The organism is Nodosilinea sp. AN01ver1 (genome assembly GCF_050565655.1).
Taxonomy (GTDB): Bacteria; Cyanobacteriota; Cyanobacteriia; order Phormidesmidales; family Phormidesmidaceae; genus Nodosilinea.
Window position 1 is genome coordinate 58474 of sequence record NZ_JBNXVS010000025.1, and the last position, 20884, is coordinate 79357.

At 56.9% G+C, this 20884-nt stretch carries 18 protein-coding genes and 1 pseudogene; 7 read left to right on the top strand and 12 right to left on the bottom strand.

Going from position 1 to position 20884, the window contains the following annotated elements; translation table 11 throughout:
• Nucleotides 1–69: 69 nt before the first annotated feature.
• Complete coding sequence (locus tag ACQ4N7_RS18500) at nt 70–738, top strand: sugar transferase (protein ID WP_430712967.1); 669 nt, start codon at nt 70–72, stop codon at nt 736–738.
• Between the two features lie 173 nt (nt 739–911).
• On the opposite strand, the gene proB is transcribed toward ACQ4N7_RS18500, so the two are convergent.
• The 6 genes from proB to ACQ4N7_RS18530 all read right to left on the bottom strand — a co-directional run bounded on the left by proB (nt 912) and on the right by ACQ4N7_RS18530 (nt 6656).
• Nucleotides 912–2066 carry a glutamate 5-kinase gene (proB, locus tag ACQ4N7_RS18505; protein ID WP_430712968.1) on the bottom strand — a complete coding sequence of 385 codons (1155 nt, stop codon included), beginning with the start codon at nt 2064–2066 and terminating at the stop codon, nt 912–914.
• Between the two features lie 348 nt (nt 2067–2414).
• On the bottom strand, nt 2415–2924 hold the full coding sequence (locus ACQ4N7_RS18510; RefSeq protein WP_430712969.1) for a YqeG family HAD IIIA-type phosphatase: 510 nt from the start codon (nt 2922–2924) through the stop codon (nt 2415–2417).
• Between the two features lie 155 nt (nt 2925–3079).
• A complete protein-coding gene (gene mltG, locus ACQ4N7_RS18515; protein ID WP_430712970.1) occupies nt 3080–4141 on the bottom strand; it encodes an endolytic transglycosylase MltG in 1062 nt (353 codons plus the stop codon).
• Between the two features lie 164 nt (nt 4142–4305).
• The gene (locus tag ACQ4N7_RS18520) at nt 4306–4869 is read right to left on the bottom strand and encodes a DUF3727 domain-containing protein (RefSeq protein ID WP_430712971.1); all 564 of its coding nucleotides are present in this window, start codon (nt 4867–4869) and stop codon (nt 4306–4308) included.
• A gap of 113 nt (nt 4870–4982) precedes the next feature.
• On the bottom strand, nt 4983–5408 hold the full coding sequence (ruvX, locus tag ACQ4N7_RS18525) for a Holliday junction resolvase RuvX (RefSeq protein WP_430712972.1): 426 nt from the start codon (nt 5406–5408) through the stop codon (nt 4983–4985).
• A gap of 27 nt (nt 5409–5435) precedes the next feature.
• On the bottom strand, nt 5436–6656 hold the full coding sequence (locus ACQ4N7_RS18530) for an N-acetyltransferase (RefSeq protein WP_430712973.1): 1221 nt from the start codon (nt 6654–6656) through the stop codon (nt 5436–5438).
• A gap of 278 nt (nt 6657–6934) precedes the next feature.
• On the opposite strand from ACQ4N7_RS18530, the gene cruF reads away from it, so the two are divergent.
• Both cruF and cruG read left to right on the top strand, forming a co-directional pair.
• Nucleotides 6935–7855, top strand: a complete 921-nt coding sequence (gene cruF / locus ACQ4N7_RS18535; protein ID WP_430712974.1) for a gamma-carotene 1'-hydroxylase CruF — start codon at nt 6935–6937, stop codon at nt 7853–7855.
• Between the two features lie 138 nt (nt 7856–7993).
• The gene (gene cruG / locus ACQ4N7_RS18540) at nt 7994–9214 is read left to right on the top strand and encodes a 2'-O-glycosyltransferase CruG (protein ID WP_430712975.1); all 1221 of its coding nucleotides are present in this window, start codon (nt 7994–7996) and stop codon (nt 9212–9214) included.
• Nucleotides 9215–9221: 7 nt separating this feature from the next.
• Here the strand turns inward: cruG and ACQ4N7_RS18545 are convergent, their stop codons facing one another.
• From ACQ4N7_RS18545 to murI, 3 genes are all read right to left on the bottom strand, one after another.
• Nucleotides 9222–9698, bottom strand: a complete 477-nt coding sequence (locus tag ACQ4N7_RS18545; protein WP_430712976.1) for a CYTH domain-containing protein — start codon at nt 9696–9698, stop codon at nt 9222–9224.
• Between the two features lie 28 nt (nt 9699–9726).
• Entirely contained in the window at nt 9727–10698 is a 972-nt protein-coding gene (gene sds, locus ACQ4N7_RS18550; RefSeq protein ID WP_430712977.1) for a solanesyl diphosphate synthase, read from the bottom strand.
• A gap of 729 nt (nt 10699–11427) precedes the next feature.
• Nucleotides 11428–12273 carry a glutamate racemase gene (gene murI, locus ACQ4N7_RS18555; RefSeq protein WP_430712978.1) on the bottom strand — a complete coding sequence of 282 codons (846 nt, stop codon included), beginning with the start codon at nt 12271–12273 and terminating at the stop codon, nt 11428–11430.
• Nucleotides 12274–13306: 1033 nt separating this feature from the next.
• On the opposite strand from murI, the gene ACQ4N7_RS18560 reads away from it, so the two are divergent.
• Nucleotides 13307–14290, top strand: coding sequence for an RNA polymerase sigma factor, RpoD/SigA family (locus ACQ4N7_RS18560; protein ID WP_430712979.1), 984 nt, complete (start codon nt 13307–13309; stop codon nt 14288–14290).
• A gap of 276 nt (nt 14291–14566) precedes the next feature.
• Here the strand turns inward: ACQ4N7_RS18560 and ACQ4N7_RS18565 are convergent.
• A pseudogene (locus tag ACQ4N7_RS18565) lies at nt 14567–15109 on the bottom strand (GGDEF domain-containing protein); the annotation flags it as partial.
• Between the two features lie 51 nt (nt 15110–15160).
• Nucleotides 15161–15436, bottom strand: coding sequence for a hypothetical protein (locus ACQ4N7_RS18570; RefSeq protein WP_430712980.1), 276 nt, complete (start codon nt 15434–15436; stop codon nt 15161–15163).
• Between the two features lie 594 nt (nt 15437–16030).
• On the opposite strand from ACQ4N7_RS18570, the gene ACQ4N7_RS18575 reads away from it, so the two are divergent.
• The 3 genes from ACQ4N7_RS18575 (at nt 16031) to ACQ4N7_RS18585 (ending at nt 19565) form a co-directional block, all read left to right on the top strand.
• Nucleotides 16031–17062 (top strand): cytochrome c oxidase subunit II, encoded by a 1032-nt coding sequence (locus ACQ4N7_RS18575; protein ID WP_430712981.1) that lies wholly within the window; start codon nt 16031–16033, stop codon nt 17060–17062.
• 85 nt (nt 17063–17147) lie between these two features.
• A complete protein-coding gene (gene ctaD / locus ACQ4N7_RS18580) occupies nt 17148–18824 on the top strand; it encodes a cytochrome c oxidase subunit I (protein ID WP_430712982.1) in 1677 nt (558 codons plus the stop codon).
• 114 nt (nt 18825–18938) lie between these two features.
• Entirely contained in the window at nt 18939–19565 is a 627-nt protein-coding gene (locus ACQ4N7_RS18585; protein WP_430712983.1) for a cytochrome c oxidase subunit 3, read from the top strand.
• Between the two features lie 141 nt (nt 19566–19706).
• Here ACQ4N7_RS18585 and ACQ4N7_RS18590 read toward each other — a convergent pair whose 3' ends face one another.
• Complete coding sequence (locus ACQ4N7_RS18590; protein ID WP_430712984.1) at nt 19707–20861, bottom strand: acetamidase/formamidase family protein; 1155 nt, start codon at nt 20859–20861, stop codon at nt 19707–19709.
• Nucleotides 20862–20884: the final 23 nt, after the last annotated feature.

Sequence of the window (20884 nt, forward strand, 5' to 3'; positions counted from 1 at the left end):
TTCACGGTTGGGTCGGTATAAAATTTTCAGAAATACTTGCAGCACACGAGTTCGTCAACAGGGTCTACCATGCTATCCCTCCGTCCAGACAGTTCCGGAAATGCGACTCCAGACTTTTCCGTAGCCGTTATTCATCCTTCCGCTAAGTGCCTGATTAAGCGATCTATTGATATTTTGGGTGCCCTGGTGGGCCTAGCTATTCTTAGTTTGATTATGGTACCGGTGGCATTAGCCATTAAGCTCGACAGCCCTGGACCGGTTTTCTATGCCCAGAAGCGCTACGGTCTCCAGGGACGCCCCTTCACCATCTGGAAGTTTCGCTCGATGGTGCAAAACGCCGACCTTCTCAAGCAGACTGTTTCTAATCAAGCCCAGGGCCTTATTTTCAAAAACGAGAACGATCCTCGCATTACTCGGATTGGTCGTCTGCTGCGCAAAACCAGCCTCGATGAGTTTCCACAGTTTTGGAACGTTCTCAAGGGCGACATGAGCCTGGTAGGCACTCGTCCGCCTACCGAAGACGAGGTTTCGCGCTACAGTTCCCATCACTGGCGGCGGCTGGAAGTCAAGCCCGGCATGACGGGGCAGTGGCAAATTAGCGGGCGATCGGCCATTAAAGACTTTGAAGAAATTGTGCACCTCGACCTGCACTACCAGGATATTTGGTCGCCCCTGTATGACCTGCAGGTAATTGTAAAAACTATTACGGTTTTGTTCGATCGCAGGGGAGCTTGCTAAAGCCCTAGGGGCTGTCATCAATTAGCTGCTGAATGCCTGAAAAATCAAGGGCTACAGCCCCTAGCCTGTTTTTTGGGTCGGGCGTGGCAAGGTTTGAAATGCAGGGCTGCTGACCAGAATTGATGACACGCCCTGGACATCAGCGATCGCAGAGCATTACGAACAGCCAGGCCCTATGGGCTGCCGGGGCTATCCCTATCGGCGGCAATGACCAAATTGTCGCGGTGAACTACAGTATCAGCCCCGTCATAACCCAAAATATCGGCAATCTTCTCCGATCGCTGTCCCAGAATGCGCTGCAGCTCTGAGGCGTTGTAGTTGACAATGCCTCGGGCGATGTCGGCACCGCTGGCGTTGCAAATCACAACCGCATCCTGAGCCTCAAACTCGCCCTCGATATGGGTAATGCCTGCGGCCAGCAGCGATTTGCCTCTGGTCAAGATAGCTTTCGTGGCTCCCTGGTCGAGGTAAAGGCGTCCGGTGGGGGCAAGGCCAGCGGCAATCCACCGTTTGCGGGCCGGGCTGGGCTGCGGTCGGGGGGCAAACTGAGTGCCCACGGCTTCCCCGGCCAGGGCTTTGACGACATTTTGGGGCTGACGGCCATCGGTAATAACCGTGCGGACGCCAGCGGTGGTGGCAATTTGGGCTGCCTCTAGCTTGGTCAGCATGCCGCCAGTGCCCCAGGCCGACCCCTGCCCCCCGGCGACCGCCTTCAGCGCTTGAATGTCTGCCAGGCGATCGATCGAAATAATTGGCTCGGCCCCAGGGTTAGAGCGTGGGTCGGCAGAGTAGAGGCGATCGACATCGGTCAGCAAAAATAGCCACTGAGCGCCAATTAAACTGGCGACCAAAGCCGACAGGGTGTCGTTGTCGCCAAATTTGAGTTCTTCTACCGCCACGGTGTCGTTTTCGTTGACGATGGGAATCACCCCCAGCTGCAGCAGCTGCCGAAAGGTGCGGTAGCTGTTGACGTAGCGCGATCGCTGGGCCAGGTCGCTACGGGTCAGCAGCACCTGGGCAATAGGCTGGTTGAGGGCCGAAAACAGGTCGTCATAAATGCGCATGAGACGGCCCTGCCCCACGGCGGCCACCGCCTGCTTCATGGCCAGGGTTTTAGGCCGCTCGCTCAGGTGCAGTCGCCTACAGCCAATGCCCACGGCCCCCGATGACACCAGCACCACCTGGTGCCCCTGCTGGCGGAGGGTGCAGAGGGTTTCTACCAGCGCCGCCAGGGTCGAGAGGGCAAACTGACCTGCCCCACCGCCGGTCAGACTAGAGGTGCCAATCTTTACGACTAGGGTTTGAACGGGGGTTTGAACGGGGCTCACACTCAACCACTAACCACTCAAAGAGATAACCCTGGCAGTATAGCAACCCCCCTAGGGCTAGTTGCAGCTGAGCGCGCAAACCCCTGGGGTAGCTGGGAAACAGGCGATCGCGTTCCGCCAGTCTTTAAAAAACTTTGGGTGCCAACCCCAAGGCCGACACCCAAAAATGGCTTATTAAATTAAGAGCCTTTATAAACTGGCCCCTCTTTATCTCTACCTAATATCGCAGCATTTTTCAGGTATCAAATTAACTCTAATGTTTTCTTTATATTTTCCTGCGCAACGTTTCTCGCTTGTTTGTTGCGGCTTGTAAAGGCTTGACGTCCGTAGAGGAGGCCTATCAAGCGTCTAAAGCGTGACCCCCAAGTATTGGGAAATAATCACCTCCAGGGAGCGCAGGGGCGAGGTGCGCACAACCTGATTGAGGTCGGGCATAGGGCTGACCAAAATCGTGAACAACCCGACTCGGTTACCGGCTAGAACATCGGTAAACAGGCGATCGCCCACCATCGCCACCTGATTGGCGGGCAGGTTCATAGCGGCCAGGGCCAGCTTAAGTTTGCGGCCTGAGGGTTTGCCAGCGCTGGTCAGGTAGGGTACCTCCAGCAGGTCTGCAATGCGGCTAATACGAGGGGCGTTGATGTTGTTGCTCACCAGCCACACTGAGGCTTCGGCTTTGATGTGGTTCATCCAGCGGGCCAGGTCGGGGTTGGTTTCGGCCTGACGCAGGGGCACCAGGGTATCGTCCACATCTAAAATCACTCCCTTGAGACCGTGGCGGGTCAGTAGCTCTGGAGAAATGCTGAGCACGTTTCCCCTCAGAACTAAATCGGGTTGCAGCAGGCGAGAAAAGGACATAGCAAAATGATAAAGCCCCAAAGGCCAGCATAGTCTAGATTGGCGGCCTGTAGGTGCAGGCAGGAGGAGCGATCGCAGCTTTTCCTCCCAACGGTAGGAAAAGCCTGAGCAGCCTGAACGCCTGCTTTACCATCCTGTGGCGGCTAGTTGTCAGATTAGTTGTCAATAGCGGCTCGAATCGCATCGCGAGCGGCCTCGTGCTCAGCCAGAGTGCGACTAAAGACGTGGGTACCGTCGTAGCGGGCCACAAAGTAGAGGTAGTCAGTGCTGGTCGGGGCTAGGGTAGCCTCAAGGCTGGCTTGGCCAGGGCTGGCGATCGGGGTCGGTGGCAGGCCGGGGTTGATGTAGGTGTTATAGGGTGAGGGCGTACCCACCTGTGCCCAGGTGAGGGGCTGTTCCTTTGTTTGGGTAATGCCCAAGCCGTACTCTACGGTGGGGTCGGCTCCCAAGGGCATGTTTTGCCGCAGGCGGTTGGTAAATACCCCGGCAATGATCCCTCGCTCATCGGGAACCACAGATTCTTTCTCAACAATGCTGGCGAGCGTAGCCCACTCCAGCAGCGATAGGTCGGTAGTGGCCTGCTGGTAGAGCGGCAGCGCCGCCGTCTCAAAGCGCTGCAGCATAGCGTCTACCACCGCTTCAGGGGTGACTCCTTCAGCAGGTAGTTGGTAGGTATCCGGAAACAAAAATCCCTCCAGGTGAGGAATGGCATCGGGCAGCCAGGGGTACTGATCTTTGGGAATTTGCTCTGTGGCGGCCAAAAAGGCATCGGCCGAAAATAACCCGGCCTCCTGAAAATAGGTGGCCATTTGCCTGCGGTTCCAGCCCTCAGGAATGGTGAACGAGGTTTGCACTACCTGACCACTGCGAATGGTCTCAGCCATAGCGGTCATTGAGTCGCTGGGGCTGAGGGCGTAGGTACCCGCCTGAAACCCGACTTCAGGATTTTGCCAGGCCTGCCAGCGCGACCACAGCTTCCAGGCTGTAGCCGAACGAATCAGGCCAGCTGCCTCCAGATCTTGGCCAATCTGCTGCCCCGGAGTGCCCGGCGGAATTTGAATCTGCACAATTTGAGCCGCAGTGTCAGCCGTGCTGTCGCTGACTGGCCGATTGGCCCAGCTCCACCAGGCCCAGCCCTGCCAGGCTGCTGCCCCTGTAGCAAGGGGCAGCAGCAGGCCTAAGAAACTCCACCGAACCCAGCGTGAACCCTTAGTCATAGCTGCAATCTTGATAATCGCCACCGGGGAGGTCTATATCGTCGCCCATATCCTAGACGCTCTGAGAGTATTTCATCTCAATCAACGTCCCCCTTGAAGTTACAAACTCGACCCGCCGGGCCTGCTGCCGTAACCTTCTAGAAAAATACCGAGCCGGAACCCTCTTACTCTAATAGATCAAACAGTTTTTCCTCCAGGCTGCCGCGAATTAGCTGAAACTCTTCCGGGGTCACCACCTCTAATGTTCCGCTGCTGTTGCGGTTGGCAAAAATGAGCAGCGGATCGAGCGGGGTACACAGCGTGTATTCTTCGTCTTCGTAAAAGCAGGTAGCCAAAATTTGAAACTCTTCGGTAACAGGATTACCGGCTTCGTCGAGGTCATCGAGCTCCAGGGTGAGGCAGTTGTCCTCTTCGGCTTCGGGTAGCTCTCCGGCGGCGGTCAGCGTAATAGCCGTGCGCTGCAGCATCAGGTTTTGCTCAGCCAGCACCGCTTTGGCCGTCAAGAAAATTTGGTCAATATCCTCGTCTTCGACATCCATCAAGATATCGTCGTCGTCATCGCCCTGCTGCCAGACAAAAATCTCAATCGGAGCATCGATGGGCAGCAGCAGTAGGTATTCGCGGCCATTGAGCTGAAAGCTTTGCTCTACTTGGCAGGGCAGAAACCGCCCGGCATCATCGGTAAGAACAACGGCTGACTCATCGATGGGTTGGGTATTATCCGCCATGAAGCCACTCTTTTTCTGAATAACCAGGTGCGGACAACAGGGCCGCAGCCCAGCATGAACACTGAACGGTTTTATCAGAATATCCCATCCTGTTACGTCTATTGGCGACGAGCTCAGGACGAGCGGCGTTCGTCTAGCCAGCGCTGCAGGATAATGGCGGCGGCTTTGCGATCAATCAGGGCTTTTTCGTGGGCGACAGAATGCCCCGCAGCCCGCATCAGCTGCTCAGCTTCTACCGAACTCAGGCGTTCGTCTACATAGATGACGGGCAGACCGAGCGCCTGACCCAGCCCGCCAGCGACCTTACGCACCTGGCGGGCCTGAAAGCCTTCTTCGCCGTTCATGGTTAGCGGCAGGCCCACAACCAAGACCTGAACCTGTCGAGCTGTGGCAATCTGCTGAAGATCGGCTACCAGTTCAGCAAACGATCGCCGCTGCAGGGTCGTTAACCCTGTAGCGATCAGGCCGGTACCGTCGCAGCCCGCCACGCCAATTCGCCTGCGACCGATATCTAACCCCAAAGCGGAAACGGTTGTCATAGCGCTTTAGCCAAAAACTGGCAGGGCCTAGCGATCGCCCTCGGGGCCAGAGATATCGGTGCTGCCCTCGGGCTGTTGTGGCCCCAGCGTCGGCCAGCGCTCCGCTGACCAGCTCATGCGTCCGGGGATGGGCTTGCCAGCGGGCTGTAGACCCGTCAACACGTCGGATAGCTGTAATCCTTCTAGGGAGAGGTGGCGAGCCTCGCGCACCTTGTGCCACACCGATCGCGACATCAGCAGCGCATGGGACTCGGGAATCGCCTGAATTTGGGTAAAGCAGGCCTCGCGCTCGGGCTGGTAGTCGAGAGAAGTCAGCCGCAGAGACTGCGCCGGAAAGGGGTGCAAGATTTTGGCCATCTGCGTCATCAGCTCTGGATAGAGCCAGGTATAAGCCGGATGCACCGTCAGCCCGGCGGTATGGGGCTGCTTGCCATCGCGGGAAATCGCCAGCTTGAACTGGCCAATGGCGGCCTTGCGCTGCTGCTCAAAAACGTAGGCGCTCACCGTTTCTACCTGGTTGACCAGGCGCGCGGTGGTGGCGGTAGCGGTACTCAATAGACCCGCCTTGAAGTCTTGAATTTGGTGGTCAAAGACCTGTCGCACCAGGGGTGGCATGGAGGCCGTATCGAGCTGGTAGAGCAGCTGGGCATCGGCGTTGCTGATGGGCAGCAGATTAGGCAGGTCGGGCTCGCGCTGGGCCAGGGCGGCGATTTGCTCAGGCGGCAGCGCCCAGTAGGTAATCTGGGCCAGGGGCTGAAACCCGTTGAAACGGTAGAGAGCCAGGGCCGATTTGTAGCTGACATCGGCTTCTATCATCCAGGTTCTGGCTTCCCACACCACTTCAAAGCAGTGTCGCAACAGCCGCGAACCGACATCCATATAGCCCGAAGTATCGGGGGCGTCGGTGTCAGCCAGGGCGCGGCGGTTAATCACCACCTGTTCAACTCGCCAGGTGCTGCGAGTTTGGTTGAAGGGAGAAACTTGAATGAGTCCGACCAGGCTTTTTTGGCGCTCGGCGACAAAGGTTGTTTGGCTCTGCTGCTGCACCGGACGAGGGAGCCAGCTCATGACCTTGAGGGGACCGTACCACCGCCGCTGAAACTCAAGCCATGACACCATAGCCTCGGCGGCATCGCGATCGCCGCCAGCCTCTAGATCCTCTGGCTGCCACTGCTTGAGGTCGTCTAAATCGCGGTACTGCAGTGGCCTCACCGTCAGGGTTGGGCCAGGGGTGATCATCGGTGCCATAGGATCTCAAAGATCTGACCTGTATGCCGTCATCCTAGCCGATTTTCCCAATTTCCACACCGAATCTCCGCCGAGTGGGGCTGCCTACGCCCGCCGGTAAAGCAGGTAACTTTTTTCTCTTTTGCAGGGCTTGGGGCAGGGCCGCTACTCCCAAACTTGCCGTTTACAAAACTTATGATTTAAGCGACGATTGCAACTATAGTTATCAACAGCACATTGGCAGTGGGCGAGCTGGGGCTGAGCTACAGCAGCCCGACAATCAGTATCTAGGACTTACCATGAGAAATCTTTTAGCCATTGAGCGGTTTTGCCTGTACGGTCATATCGTCGCCATGGTCTTTGGTCTGGCAGGGTTACTGTGGGTGGTGCCCCACCCTGGCATCCTAGATTATCTGCCTGCCGGGCACACTATGTTTCGGTGGAGCATGGCTGGCGGTGGCGTCGGCTACATTTTGCTAGGCACTCTGGCGGTCGCTCTGTATGCCTACCGCACCCTGGGCTTAGGCACTCTGCTGACCTTTGCGATCGCAGCCATCGGCGTCTCCATCACCAGCGAACTGCTGGGCACCAGCACCGGTTTTCCTTTTGGTCACTACAGCTACCTCAACGGGCTGGGCTATAAAGTGGCCGGGCTAGTGCCATTTACGATTCCGCTGTCGTGGTTTTATCTGGGCTTGGCCTCCTTTTTGCTGGCCCGCAGCGGTTTGGCGGCGGGCGGTGGCCCTAGTCGCTACGGCTGGGCGCGATCGCTGGCGGCGGTGCTGCTGGGGTCTGTGCTGCTCACTTCCTGGGACTTTGTGCTCGACCCAGCCATGAGCCAAACCGCGCTGCCCTTCTGGTACTGGCACCAGCCCGGCGCTTTCTTCGGCATGCCCTACCAAAACTTTGCTGGCTGGTTGGGGACGGGAGTCGTGTTTATGGGCGTAGCCCTGGGGCTATGGAAGACCTTTAAGTTTTCCCCCGAGCTGGATCAGGCTCAGCTAACCCTGCCCTTAGTCGTTTACCTGTCCAACTTTGGCTTTGCACTGGTCATGAGCCTGGCGGCTGGTTTCTACGTTCCTATTGCCCTGGGTATTTTGACGGGGGCACTGCCTGCTGTGCTGTGCTGGCGCGCGACCGCCCAGGAGAGCATGGCCAATTTAGCTCAGCCCGCCCAGGTGGTTGAACCCGTGAATTCGGCCAAGGTGGCTTTAAAGTAGCACCGGCTCTCGGCTTTTCAGCAAGGCTGTTTGGTTCTGATATCGATACGCGTTGATGGTCCCTTGGCCAGTGGATGAAGGGCTAATTTCAAGCCGCCAATCCACACCCTGTTAGTCTGATTGGTTTGAGGTACTCCCTTGCCCGCTGATGTGGCTGCTCCGTTTCCCTGGTTAAGTGCTGTAGCGGTGGTGCTCTTGGTCGTGCAGGTGCCAATGGTGGCGGTTCTGCTATCGCGCCTGTTGCAGGGCCCTTTTCGCCGCCCGCCCTTGGCTCCAGAACCCCCTACCCTTGAGCAACTCGGTGCTGTCTCTGTAGTGGTACCCACTCTCAACGAAGCCCACCGTTTGCGACCCTGCCTGGAGGGGCTCACTCGTCAGAGCTATGAGCTGCGCGAGGTGCTGGTTGTCGATAGCCACTCTACGGATGGCACCCAGGCCGTGGTTAAGGCCTATCAGGCTGATGACCCACGCCTGCGTTTGCTGGAAGACGACCCGCTGCCCCAGGGCTGGGTCGGTCGCCCCTGGGCCTTAGACTACGGCTTTCGCCACACTGCCGCCGCTAGCACCTGGGTTTTGGGCATAGATGCCGATACCCAGCCTCAGCCCGGTCTGGTAGCCGCCCTGGCCAAAGCCATGGAGACCGAAGGCTACGACCTGGCGTCGCTAGCGCCTCGGTTTATTCTCAAGTATCCGGGCGAATTTTGGCTGCAGCCGGCTCTGTTGATGACGCTGGTCTATCGCTTTGGCCCCGCCGGCAGCCCCAGCGGTGCGCCCCAGCGGGTGATGGCCAATGGTCAGTGCTTTATGGTGCGGCGATCGCTGCTAGAGCAGCTCGATGGCTACCAGTCTGCCTCGGCTTCGTTTTGTGACGATGTGACCCTGGCCCGCTGTGCCGCTGCCCAGGGCGCGAAAGTTGGCTTTTGGGATGGGAGTCGCCTGCTCAAGGTGCGCATGTACGAGGGGATGGCCGAAACCTGGCGCGAGTGGGGTCGCTCCCTTGACCTCAAAGATGCCGCCTCTGCTGCTCAAGTGTGGTGGGACTTCGCTTTTTTAGCCCTGGTGCAGGGGCTGCCCTGGTTGCTGGTGCCGGGGCTGTGGCTGGCTCAGCAAGGGGCTTTAGCCGACTGGTCGCGGCCACTGCTGCTGCTGTGGGCCATAAACCTGGGCCTGCTGGCTATGCGAGTTGGCATGCAGGCCGCTGTCGCCTCAGCCTACGATCTGCAAGGAGCACCGGGAGCCTGGGCCTTTTGGCTGTCGCCACTGGCTGACCCGGTGGCTGTCGTGCGGATTGGCCTGTCTTCGCTGCGGCGGCCCACCCAGTGGCGAGGGCGACAGTATTCAACTAAGAGTTCAATCTAGAAAGCATTTAGTTTACAGAGCCCCACCTGCTGTATGGCTGACGCGCCAGGTTGGAGTTTTGGTAGCGGGGATCGTAGGTGACCTCCGCACCGACCCACTCCGGTAAATCTACCACCTGATCGGGGCTAGTTAGCTCTACCTCGGCAACAATTAGACCCCGATTGTCGCCCCAAAACTCATCTACTTCCCAAACGACCTCGCCCAGCGGGAGGCGGTAGCGGGTTTTTTCAATCAAGGGAGGGCTACAGAGGGTTGCCAAAATGAGCTGAGCGTCTTCTACGGGAATGGGGTATTCAAATTCAGGCCGCACTAAGCCAACGGCAGGCCCTTTTAGGGTGAGGTAGGCGCGATCGCCTACCTGCCGTACTCTCACCGTACGGGCATCCTGGGTGGGAATATAGCCCTGACGTATCACCTCGCCCAAGGCAGCGCGACGCCAGCTGTCGCCTACCACCAAAAACTTCCGCTCAATCTCCTGGCCCATAGTTCTGGCCCGTAGTTAGTAGGGTGCTTTAAGCAATGCGCCGCAGCACATAGCTGGTCAAGTCTTGCAGCGCCTGGCGAGCGGCGGAAGGCGGCAGATGCTCTAGACAAGTGGCGGCCTGACGCGCGTGGTGGGCCGCCAGATCGCGCGATCGCCCAATGCCGCTGCTACAGTGCACCAATTCAATCGCCTGATCAAAGTCAGCTGCCTCAGAAAACTCTCGCTCAATCAGAGTGGTGAGAAAGGGATGCTCTGCCATGGCATAGAGCACTGGCGCTGTCAGGTTGCCACTTTTGAGGTCAGAGCAGGCGGGCTTGCCCAGTACCTCATCAGAGCTGGTGAAGTCGAGGATATCATCGACTACCTGAAAGGCTAAGCCCAGATGGCGACCGTAGTCGTAGAGCTGCTCAATCACCGTCTCGGGCATCTCGCTGAGTACACCCGCCGCCTTGGCGCTGTTGGCCATTAGTGAGGCGGTTTTGAAATAGCTTTTATCTAAATAAGCGTCAATGGAGAGGCTGGTGTCAAAACGGTTGAGCCCCTGCTGAATTTCGCCCTCGGCCAGATCCATAATCACCTGGGAGAGCAGCTTGACTACCCGCAGGTTGTCGAGGTTGGCCAGGTACCACGAGGACTGAGCAAACAAAAAGTCTCCGGCCAGTACCGCAATGCGATTGCCAAAGCTGCTGTGTACCGTGGGCACCCCCCGTCGCAGACTGGCCTCGTCAACGACGTCGTCGTGCACCAGGCTGGCGGTGTGAATCATTTCGGTGATTTCGGCCAGGCGGCGGTGCTTAGCCGTGATGTCTTGCCCCGGCAGGGTGGCCTTAGACAACAGCAGCACAATGGCCGGGCGCAACCGCTTGCCTCCAGCTCCAAATAGGTGTTCTGCCGCCGCCGACAGAATGGGATGCCTGGTTCCAACTAACCCCTTTAGGTTTTGGGTCATTTGGTCAAGGTCGGACTCAACTGGCGCGAAAAGAGAAGTTACTGAAGTCATGGACCCCGGCAAGAGCGGTAAAGTTACGAATTTTTACATATTCTATCGTCATTCTAAGGCAACCCCGGAGGGAGTATTGGTAAAAGCCAGAGCTTTTCTCGGGCTGTAGACCCCAAACTCAGCTCTGGCGGTGGGTTTGCTCTCAAGTTAAAACCTTTGTGACGGCAGGCCTGTGGCGATTGGCACCGCGATCGCCACAGGGCTTAGGTCAGCAATACTAATTGCCAAGATGGCCTAAATTTATGCCCCTTCACGTTTAAAAATCGGTCTCTCGGCTTGAGAATCCCGTGATAGACTTAACTTAAGAATTTCTCAAGACAACAAGCAAGTTCTAGACGGCTACTTAAGCCCGGTCGTTGCTTGTTTACTACTTTGAGTTGATCTCGGTGCTGGGTGGTTTTTCCACCTGTTTTCTAAGCATCAGGTCGTTTTTACACGTTTTAAGGGTGAGCTATTTCACCCCCAATAGTCATTGGGCAAAATTCCTTCTTTCAAGAAGGGATAGGTTTGAGCATCCTTTTGGCTGCTGCTAAACCCAGCTTGCCCACCTCTCGCTGCCGGGCTTTATTGCTTACTTACTACTTCTGCTGACCATGAATTACGCTTCCTCCCTATGGGTTATTCCTCTGCTGGCGATCGCTTATCTACTAGTAGTCTATGGTGCGCTGCTGCTGGCTAAGCACGCCAGCACCTCGCGCCGCACCGAAGGCTAGGCCTAGAATCGCTTACTTAGCTCTGGGGCTGCACGGCCAGCTCTGGTAGGCGAATCTGGCTGACTTTGGGCTGATGACCGAGCCACTGTACGGCAAGTCGCTTAAAGTCGGCGGCCGACCCGCTGACGTAAAACTCTGTAGACCAGGCTGGAACGCTGCTGCGCAGCCCGAGAGCGTCGAGTTCTTGGGCTGCAGCGGCCACCATCGAAACCGCTGGGTCAACGTACTGCATCGTGCTGGGCAAAATCGACGTCAGCACCGGAGCCAGGTGAGGATAGTGGGTGCAGCCGTACACCAGCGTGTCGATGTTGGCCGCTATGAGCGATCGCAGGTAGGTTGCTGCCGTTTGGTGGGCGTGGGGCGCTTTGATTTGGTTTTGCTCAACAATAGGCACAAACTTGGGGCAGCCGACCTCCCACACCTGACAGGTTGGTGAGATTTCCTGAATGGCGTTGGTGTAGGCCTGGCTGTTGACGGTGGCCTGAGTCGCGATCACCCCAATGCGCTTGCCCCTGAGCGCCGCCGCCTGCGCCCCTGGCCGAATTAGCCCCAGCACCGGAAACGGAAACTCGCCCTGCACCTGGTCGAGGGCGAGAGCCGAACTGGTATTGCAGGCCATCATCACCATCTTGACGCCCTGCTCGGCCATCCAGGTCAAAATTTGGCGCACAAAGTAGAGAATTTCTTCGGGCGATCGCGACCCGTAGGGCAGCCGCGCCGTATCGCCAAAGTACAGCACCGACTCGTTGGGAAGCTGGCGATAGATTTCGCGCAGCACCGTCAGGCCGCCTACCCCACTGTCGAAAATGCCGATGGGAGCGGGTCTCGTGGTCAGCAGACGGTGGTTTAGCCCGTGGTTCATGGGTGCTTATGCCTATGAATGAAAAAATAATCTCACTGAGTCTACCGGGTTTGGGCGAACTTCGGGCGAGTTTTGGGACAAGTTTTAGACAGGCGGGGCGCGATGGCCCTCAGGGGCTGGTCTTGGACCATCGCCAGCCTTATGACAAAACGCCGCTGCCCACAGGTCAGGTTCGAAAGGGAGCCAGAGTAAGCCCAGAGGGCGTTTGTAGTATGTGATTAGACCTGCCATAGAGCCGCCATATTCCCGACACACCACTGTTATATAGTTCCGGTAATTTGATATTGAGGGATTTTAGCCAAGCGATCGAGGCTTGGTTATCCGCAGGGTGCGATCGCTGGTTCAGCTAGTCAGGTTCGGTTTTCCCAGGGGGGAAGCCCCATTGGGTGAAGAGGCCAGATCCGTCACTATCTATATAGATGCTTTGCGTATGTGCAGCTGGAGCCTGCTGATCCTAGAACTGACACATCTGATGCAGACCACCGCATAGCAGCTAGCTACTCTAAACCATGGAAACAAAGCCGTGCCCCTAGCCGTCAAACAGGCAACTACAACTTGTAGTACTTTACGCAACCCGAAAGTTGTTATATTCTGAAGGAGTAAACTCATAATGCCTTCGAGTTTTAGCCTAGGGGTTGACCTCAGCGCTTTGCTCAGGGGGCCGTTCACGGCTTAGGCTAGTGCCTCAACGCTGGTGCTCTTAAAGCAGCTGTCTTGCCTAGTTTCCTCGCCTCGATAGAGATGAGTTGCAAGTGATTAACTTAATCCTGATCTTTAAGGGTCAGCTCAGGAAAATATAGGACGCTAGTTTTAGATTAGGTTGGGCACCGATGAGAGATGCAGCGTGCCCAGGTTCGATTTCACAAGCGATTGGCAGATTTGCCCAGTTCTGCGGAGTTAGGCATTCCTCAGATTTTTTAGGTATTGAGCAACGAGTTCCACCGGGTCACCATTGCTTCAATTTTTTGAGTTTCAGGTTTCTAGGTTTTCGGTTTCGGCGTATTCGCACCGTCAGTGGAGGAAAGGTTAATTCATGGCTAAAACAAAGACTCGCACATTAAAAAGCAAACCCCTCTACAGTGCCGACGCTGTAAGAACCTACCTCCATGAGATTGGTCGGGTGCCCCTGCTGACCCACGAAGAAGAAATTATCTTCGGCAAGCAGGTGCAGTCCTACATGGCGCTGCTGGAGCAGAAGGAAAGCTTGACAGAGTCACTAGGTCACGAGCCCAGTCAGGCCGAGTGGGCTGAGGCAGCTGGACTGGGTGAAGATCAGCTCAAGCAGACCGTGCGCCAGGGCGAGCGGGCCAAGCGCAAGATGATCGAGGCCAACCTGCGCCTGGTCGTCGCGATCGCTAAAAAGTACCAGAAGCGTAACCTAGAGTTTCTCGATCTGATCCAGGAAGGCACTCTGGGCCTGGAGCGTGGCGTTGAGAAGTTTGACCCCACCAAGGGCTATAAGTTCTCGACCTATGCCTACTGGTGGATTCGCCAGGCTATTACCCGGGCGATCGCTCAGCAGGCGCGCACCATTCGCCTGCCCATTCACATCACCGAAAAGCTCAACAAGATCAAGCGTGTGCAGCGCGAGCTGTCTCAGCAGCTGGGCCGCAGCCCCAACGCCAACGAAATTGGTGAAGCGCTGGAGCTAGAGCCGAAGCAGATTCGCGAGTTTTTGGTGCTGGCGCGGCAGCCTATTTCTCTGGATGTGCGCATTGGCGACAACCAGGATACCGAGCTGCAAGAGCTGCTTGAAGACGACGGCATTTCGCCCGAAACCTTTACGGCTCAAGAGTCGCTCAAGCAGGATATTCGCAACCTGCTCTCTGAGCTGACCCCTCAGCAAAAAGAAGTGATTACCCTCCGCTACGGCCTAGAGGACGGCAACGAGCTGTCGCTGGCCAAGGTGGGTAACCGCATGAACATCAGCCGAGAACGGGTGCGCCAGCTCGAGCAGCAGGCCCTTAAGCACCTGCGCCGCCGCAAGGCTACCATGCACGGCTACATCGCCAGCTAGCTGGCCACGGCTACGCTTGCCCCTCAGCAACGGACACTCTATGTCCAGCGCTGGGGGGCTTTTTTATGCCCCTGGCTACTGCCCTTGCTCAGCGCCAGCGCCCTTGAACCTCAGACGTTCGATGCTGTATCGGTGCTCTAGACGGATGCTCACCTGGGGTTTTCATCAATGAGGTGCTGATGGCCCGAGCATCAGTGCTTACAACCCCTATTTTGTGATTTTGGGCCGAGCCCAGCGCTGATGGGCTGAGGACTGTGGCCAGAATTGTTGACCACCCTAGGCGATTTGGCCGACGCTGTAGAGCCAGGTTTCGGCCTGGATTTGGTTGCGGCCTGAGTGCTTGGCTCGATGGAGCGCTTGGTCAGCTTTGCTAATCAGATCATTGATGTGGGGCAGTGGGGCTATGGCGTTAGCGTCTGGGTTAGCGGGCCAGCACGACATCCCCACACTGGCGGTAATTGCGAGCGAGTCGCTGCCGCTGTTGAAGGGGTTAGCCGCAATCACCTGGCGTAGTCGTTCAGCCCCGCTCCAGGCCTGGGCCTGGTTGGTTTCAGGCATCATAAGAATAAATTCTTCGCCGTCGTAGCGGGCTAAAATATCGCTCTGTCGCAGGTTGACCTTGATTCGCAGGGCAATGTCGCGCAGCACAGCGTCTCCGGCCAGGTGGCCGTAGGTGTCGTTAATGACCTTGAAGTGGTCAATGTCGATCATGAGCAGGGTAACTGGACGGTTGAGGCGGGCCGATCGCGCCAGTTCTTGGCTGGCTAGCTCGATGAAGTGCTGGCGGTTGTAGATGGGGGTGAGTGAATCGCGCATGGCTAACTCCTCAAGGGCGGTTTGGGCAGCTTTAGTTGCGGTCGTGTCTTCGACTTAAAATTCACCCGTGACGCGCTGCTCAAACTCCTGCCGGACCGACTCTGCAATTGCGATCGCCTCAGGGTAGATATCGGCATGGGATTCTTTTAGCCAGGAAATCAGGCGGCTAAACTGGGCATTGCGCAGCTCGAGGTCGGCCTGAAAGATGGAGGCGGTCGCCATGTGCTGAGCATAGGTGGGCGGATGACCCTGTCTCACAAACTGGGCCGTCAGCGCCACAAGGGCTTCTTTGCGAATATCGGGCTGGCTTGAGGCCATCGGAAATTCCATGGTGCAGTATCTCCTGGGGTACAAATCCTCAGCGGCAATGGTGCTACCGACCAAGTATTTTGCTTAGCTTGCCCACCCGCCAGCGCCTGTCCCAGTTCGCAAAGAAAAGTAACTCGATACCTGGTGCCGCCAAAAGTCTGCCAAGGCCCTCCAGGCAGTAGGTCGAGTTAACTGTGGTGGGGCCAGCGCTGCTCCAGCCCTGCCTCTAATCTGTCACCCCCAAACTGGAATGTCTAAACTAGACAGGGACTAGAGAAAATCAACTATTTACATAGCAGCCTGACGGTCAACATCCTCATCCTCTAATTTTGGCAAGATCCTTCCTATGGCCGCTTAATGGATTAATTTGTGATCAAAGTCCTGATTTCTTGACGACTTGCCAGGTTACAAAACTTCGTGAAAAAGCTGTGGACAGGTAACAGAGTTGAAGCAAATCAAAAGTTTCTACAGCCCGGCCAGTTCTGCCCTTTAGCATGCAGAGAGACATGGCTAATGATTTTTTGGCCCTGGCAGTTAATTCGCAAGTTCTAGGTGCATGTCCTTAACGTCAACTAGGCGCAGCACCTTTCGCAACATCTCCGCAGGAGAGTAGCCATGAAACAAATTCCCGCCCCCTTTTGGACGCTGGTTCTCGGTATCGCAGTCACCCTGATAAGTCTGTGGGTGGGGCAAAATCACAATCTGCTGCCGGTGCAGGCCTCAGAGCAGGCACCTCTGGTAGATGATCTATTTGACGTGATGGTCACCATTGGTACCGCTCTGTTTATTGTGGTGCAGGGCGCGATCGTCTACTCGCTCATCCGCTTTCGCCAACGCAAAGGGGATGAAACCGACGGCCCCCCAATCGAGGGCAACCTGCCCCTGGAGGCCTTCTGGACCGCTATTCCCAGCATTATTGTGGTGGGTCTGGGGCTCTACAGCGTGGTGGTGTTTCAGGAGATGGGTGGCTTTTCGCCGGGCGGGCACCACGGCCACGGTGCCATGGTCGCAATGGCTCCGCAGCAGTCGGTGATCGATGTGGCCCCACTGCTGGCCCAGATGGGCCCCGGTGAGAATATCGATGCCGATGTCTACTCTAAGGCTCAGGTATACGGCTTTGGGGCCAGCCCGCTATTGCAGCTCAACCAGCCCGACGTAACGGTGAATGTGACCGGCATGCAGTTCGCCTGGATCTTTCGCTACCCCGATACGGGCATTACCGACGGTGAACTGCACATACCTGTCGGTAAAGACGTTCAGCTCAACATTGAAGCGCAGGACGTGATCCACTCGTTTTGGGTGCCGCAGTTTCGCCTCAAGCAGGACGCCCTGCCCGGCGAACCGGCTGAGCTGCGCTTTGTCGCCACTCGTGAGGGTACCTATCCAGTAGTTTGTGCTGAGCTATGTGGCGCGTACCACGGCGGCATGCGCACTCAGGTGATCGTGCATTCGCCTGAAGACTACGCCGCCTGGGTCGCCAGTCGGGTGGCCGAAGCTCAGCCAACGACGACGGTGGCTGAACCCCTAGAAACCGCTACCAGCGCTGAGTATCTGGCTGCCATTGCTCCCGAACTGGCAAAACCTCCGGTACAAATTGCCCAAATGGATCATGCTCAGATGGATCACGGAGCTGCCCAGCACCTCTAGTTTTACTTTGGCTGGCTCTGTCTCTTCAATTGGTTGCCCTCTGGGTTCGCCGCAGTTTTTATAGCCCTTTAGCAAGACCCAATTTATGGCTCAAGCAGATGTTTCCATCAAACCGACGGAGGTTCAGGGTGGCCACGGCCATCCTGATAAGTGGAAATGGTACGACTACTTCACCTTCAACGTTGACCACAAGGTCATTGGTATTCAGTACCTGGTGACGTCGTTTTTGTTTTACCTGGCGGGCGGCTTTATGGCGGTGCTGATGCGCACCGAGCTGGCTACCCCCGACTCTGACTTTCTCAGCCCCGACCTCTACAACGCCTTTTTGACCAACCACGGCACGATCATGATCTTTCTGTGGATTGTGCCAGCGGCGATCGGGGGCTTTGGCAACTTCCTGATCCCGCTGATGATTGGGGCGCGGGATATGGCTTTCCCCAAGCTCAACGCCATTGCTTTTTGGCTCAACCCACCCGCGGGTGCGGTACTGGCCGCTAGCTTTTTTCTGGGCGGTGGAGCCCAGTCGGGCTGGACCTCGTACCCGCCCCTGAGCGAGATTACCGCCAACCTGCCCCAGACCCTGTGGTGCGTGGCCCTGGTGATGGTGGGTACCTCTTCCATCTTGGGTTCGGTGAACTTTTTGGTCACGATCTGGAAGATGCGGATACCCAGCATGCGGTGGGACCAGATGCCGCTGTTCTGCTGGGCGATGGTGGCAACGTCGATTTTGGCGCTGTTTGCAACGCCGGTGCTGGCGGCGGCGCTGATTTTGCTGACCTTTGACATCAACTTTGGCACCTCGTTCTTTAAGCCCGACGCGGGCGGCAACGTGGTGGTGTACCAGCACCTGTTCTGGTTTTACTCGCACCCGGCAGTGTATCTGATGATTTTGCCGATCTTCGGCATTATGTCGGAGGTGATTCCGGTGCACGCGCGCAAGCCGATTTTTGGCTATAAAGCGATCGCCTACTCGTCTTTAACCATCTGTCTGGTGGGGCTGTTTGTGTGGGTGCACCACATGTTTACCAGCGGCACCGCGCCCTGGATGCGGATTTTCTTTACCATCTCAACGCTAATTGTGGCGGTGCCTACGGGGGTGAAGATCTTTAGCTGGGTGGCGACGCTGTGGGGCGGCAAAATTCGCTACACCACGGCCATGCTGTTTGCGGTGGGCCTGCTGTCGATGTTTGTGTTTGGCGGGCTCAGCGGCGTGACCCTGGGGGCGGCTCCCTTCGACATTCACGTCCACGACACCTACTATGTCGTTGGCCACTTCCACTACGTGCTGTTTGGCGGGTCGGTGTTTGGTATTTACTCCGGTATCTACCACTGGTTCCCCAAAATTACCGGGCGCATGCTGAATGAGCCCCTGGGCAAGGTGCACTTTGTGCTGACCTTTATCGGCACTCTGCTTACCTTTACCCCCATGCACCAGCTGGGGATGCAGGGCATGCCCCGCCGGGTAGCTATGTACGACCCGCAGTTTGCTGACTTAAATCAGCTGGTTACCGTCGGTGCCTACATTCTGGCGGTGTCGGTAATTCCTTTCTACTTCAACGTGATCTGGAGCTGGAGAGCGGGTAAAGAGGCTGGCCCCAACCCCTGGAACGCCCTGACCCTGGAGTGGACCACCGACTCGCCGCCGATTATCGAAAACTGGGAGGTGCTGCCGGTGCTGACCCACGGCCCCTATGAGTACGGCATGGACAAGGCCGATCAGGTGGGTCCGGCGGGAGAGCCCACTGAGGCAACTCAGGTATAACGGGTATGGATCACCGAGAGTGAAATACTCCTGGGGATCCTCGCCGTTTGCTTTTCTCCTAACCTTCTCTACTCCCCTCTGCTCACGCACGTACCCTTTATCCCCTGATAGCTTATGCAAGGCGCGATTGACTCTAATACCGCTGCGGCCAATGACCAGGCCGCAGCCGTCCACGAAGCCCATGAAGAGCACCAGGATTTGCGGGTGCTGGGCCTGATTACCTTTCTGGCCTCCGAATTTTTGATGTTTGCGGGTTTTTTCGCGGTGTTCTTGGTGTTTCGCGGTAGCGCAGCCGAATGGCCGCCGAAAGAGACCGAGGTGGAGCTGCTGCTGCCCGCAGTCAACACGCTGATTCTGGTGTCGAGCAGCTGGGTGATTAACCTGGGCACTAAGGCCATCAAGCAGAACGACCTGGCCGGGATGCGCAAGTGGTTTGGCATTACCGCCGCTATGGGCGCGGTGTTTTTGGCGGGTCAGGTGTATGAGTACATGAACCTGGGCTACGGCCTGAGGACCAACCTGTTCAGCAACTGCTTTTACCTGACGACGGGCTTCCACGGGGCGCACGTGTTTATCGGACTGGTGCTGATTTTGGGCGTGCTGTGGCGATCGCGCCGCGCCAACCACTACACCGACATCACCCACACCGGCCCTGAAATGGCCGAGATCTACTGGCACTTTGTGGACGTGGTGTGGATTGTGCTGTTTACCCTGATTTACCTGCTAACGCTGCTTAATTAGACGCGTCAGAAACTGTAGAACCCCGGATTCTCTAAGAATCCGGGGTTCTTTTTTAATCCGGGGGTTGCTTTATAGGCAATCCAATTTGGCAAACCCCGGTTCGTAATCAGTAACCCCGTAGGGGCATAGCATGCTATGCCCCTACTTTTCTAGAGCCGTAAAGCGCTCTTTAGGAATGACCCCGTGAATGCCCTTCACAATATCCACCACCTGCGACACCTCAAAGTCGATATCGGCACTGCCGTAGAGCAGCGCATCGGCTTTGGTCAAACCGTACTTGTCGTTCATGATCCGCAGGTACTCGCGCACCGACTTCTTCATCGCTTCGTTGAGGTCAGTGTCTAGGCCGACGGCAATCCAGGCGTCTTCGGTTTCGCCCATGGGGGCGGGTAGATCCATATCTTTGTGGAGAACCAACTCAAAGGTGGGCGTCAGCGAGCATTCGATCGCAGTCAGCGCTACCTCGCCATTGCCCTGGGCGCAGTGCGGGTCGCCAGAGTAAAACAGCGCCCCCGGCACCTGCACCGGCAGGTACAGGCTGCTGCCCCGACCCAGATGCTTGATGTCAACGTTGCCGCCGTACAGGCCGGGAGGCACCGAGTTGACGGTTTCCTCCGCATCGGCGGGCACGACGCCCATCAGGCCCATGAAAGGCTTCAGCGGAATTTCTAGATCGGGTAGGCCGTTGGAGGGCTTAAAAATACCGATCTCTTTTTGCATGTCTACCGGAATGATCTTGGTGTAGATCGGGGCATCGTTTTCGGGGTATTCACCCGGTAGCGAGCCCTTGCCGTGGCGGTTGGAGATGACGCCGTAGGGAACGCGGTAGTCGATGTCGATGGTTTTGATTTCGAGCACGTCGCCGGGTTCGGCATCTTCAACGTAGATGGGGCCGGTGATGACGTGGGGGCCGGGTCCAGACTTGGGGACGGTGCCCTTAATGGTGATCTGATCGGGCAGAATGTCGTCGGCTTTGATGCCGCCGCCGGTCAAAAACTCAACGGTGTCGCCCTGGTCGGCCAGAATGCCCTCGTGGGAGACGGTTTCCATACGAATGCGATCGCCCGATTTGACCGTCAGAATTGGCGCGCTGTCGGGCTTAAACAGCTCACCCCAGATGACGTTGCCGGGTACTGACTTGACATCGTAGGTTGTAACCTGGGCGGTAGCGGGGGCAAACCAACCCGACCAGGCCGTCGCTACCAGCAGACAAACTCCGACTCCGCTAACGAGCTGCAGCAGCCGCTTTGACGATCGCAGGGACGGCTGCCGCTTGATGCGCTTGAACAATTTCATAGACTTAACTGACCATAAAAACC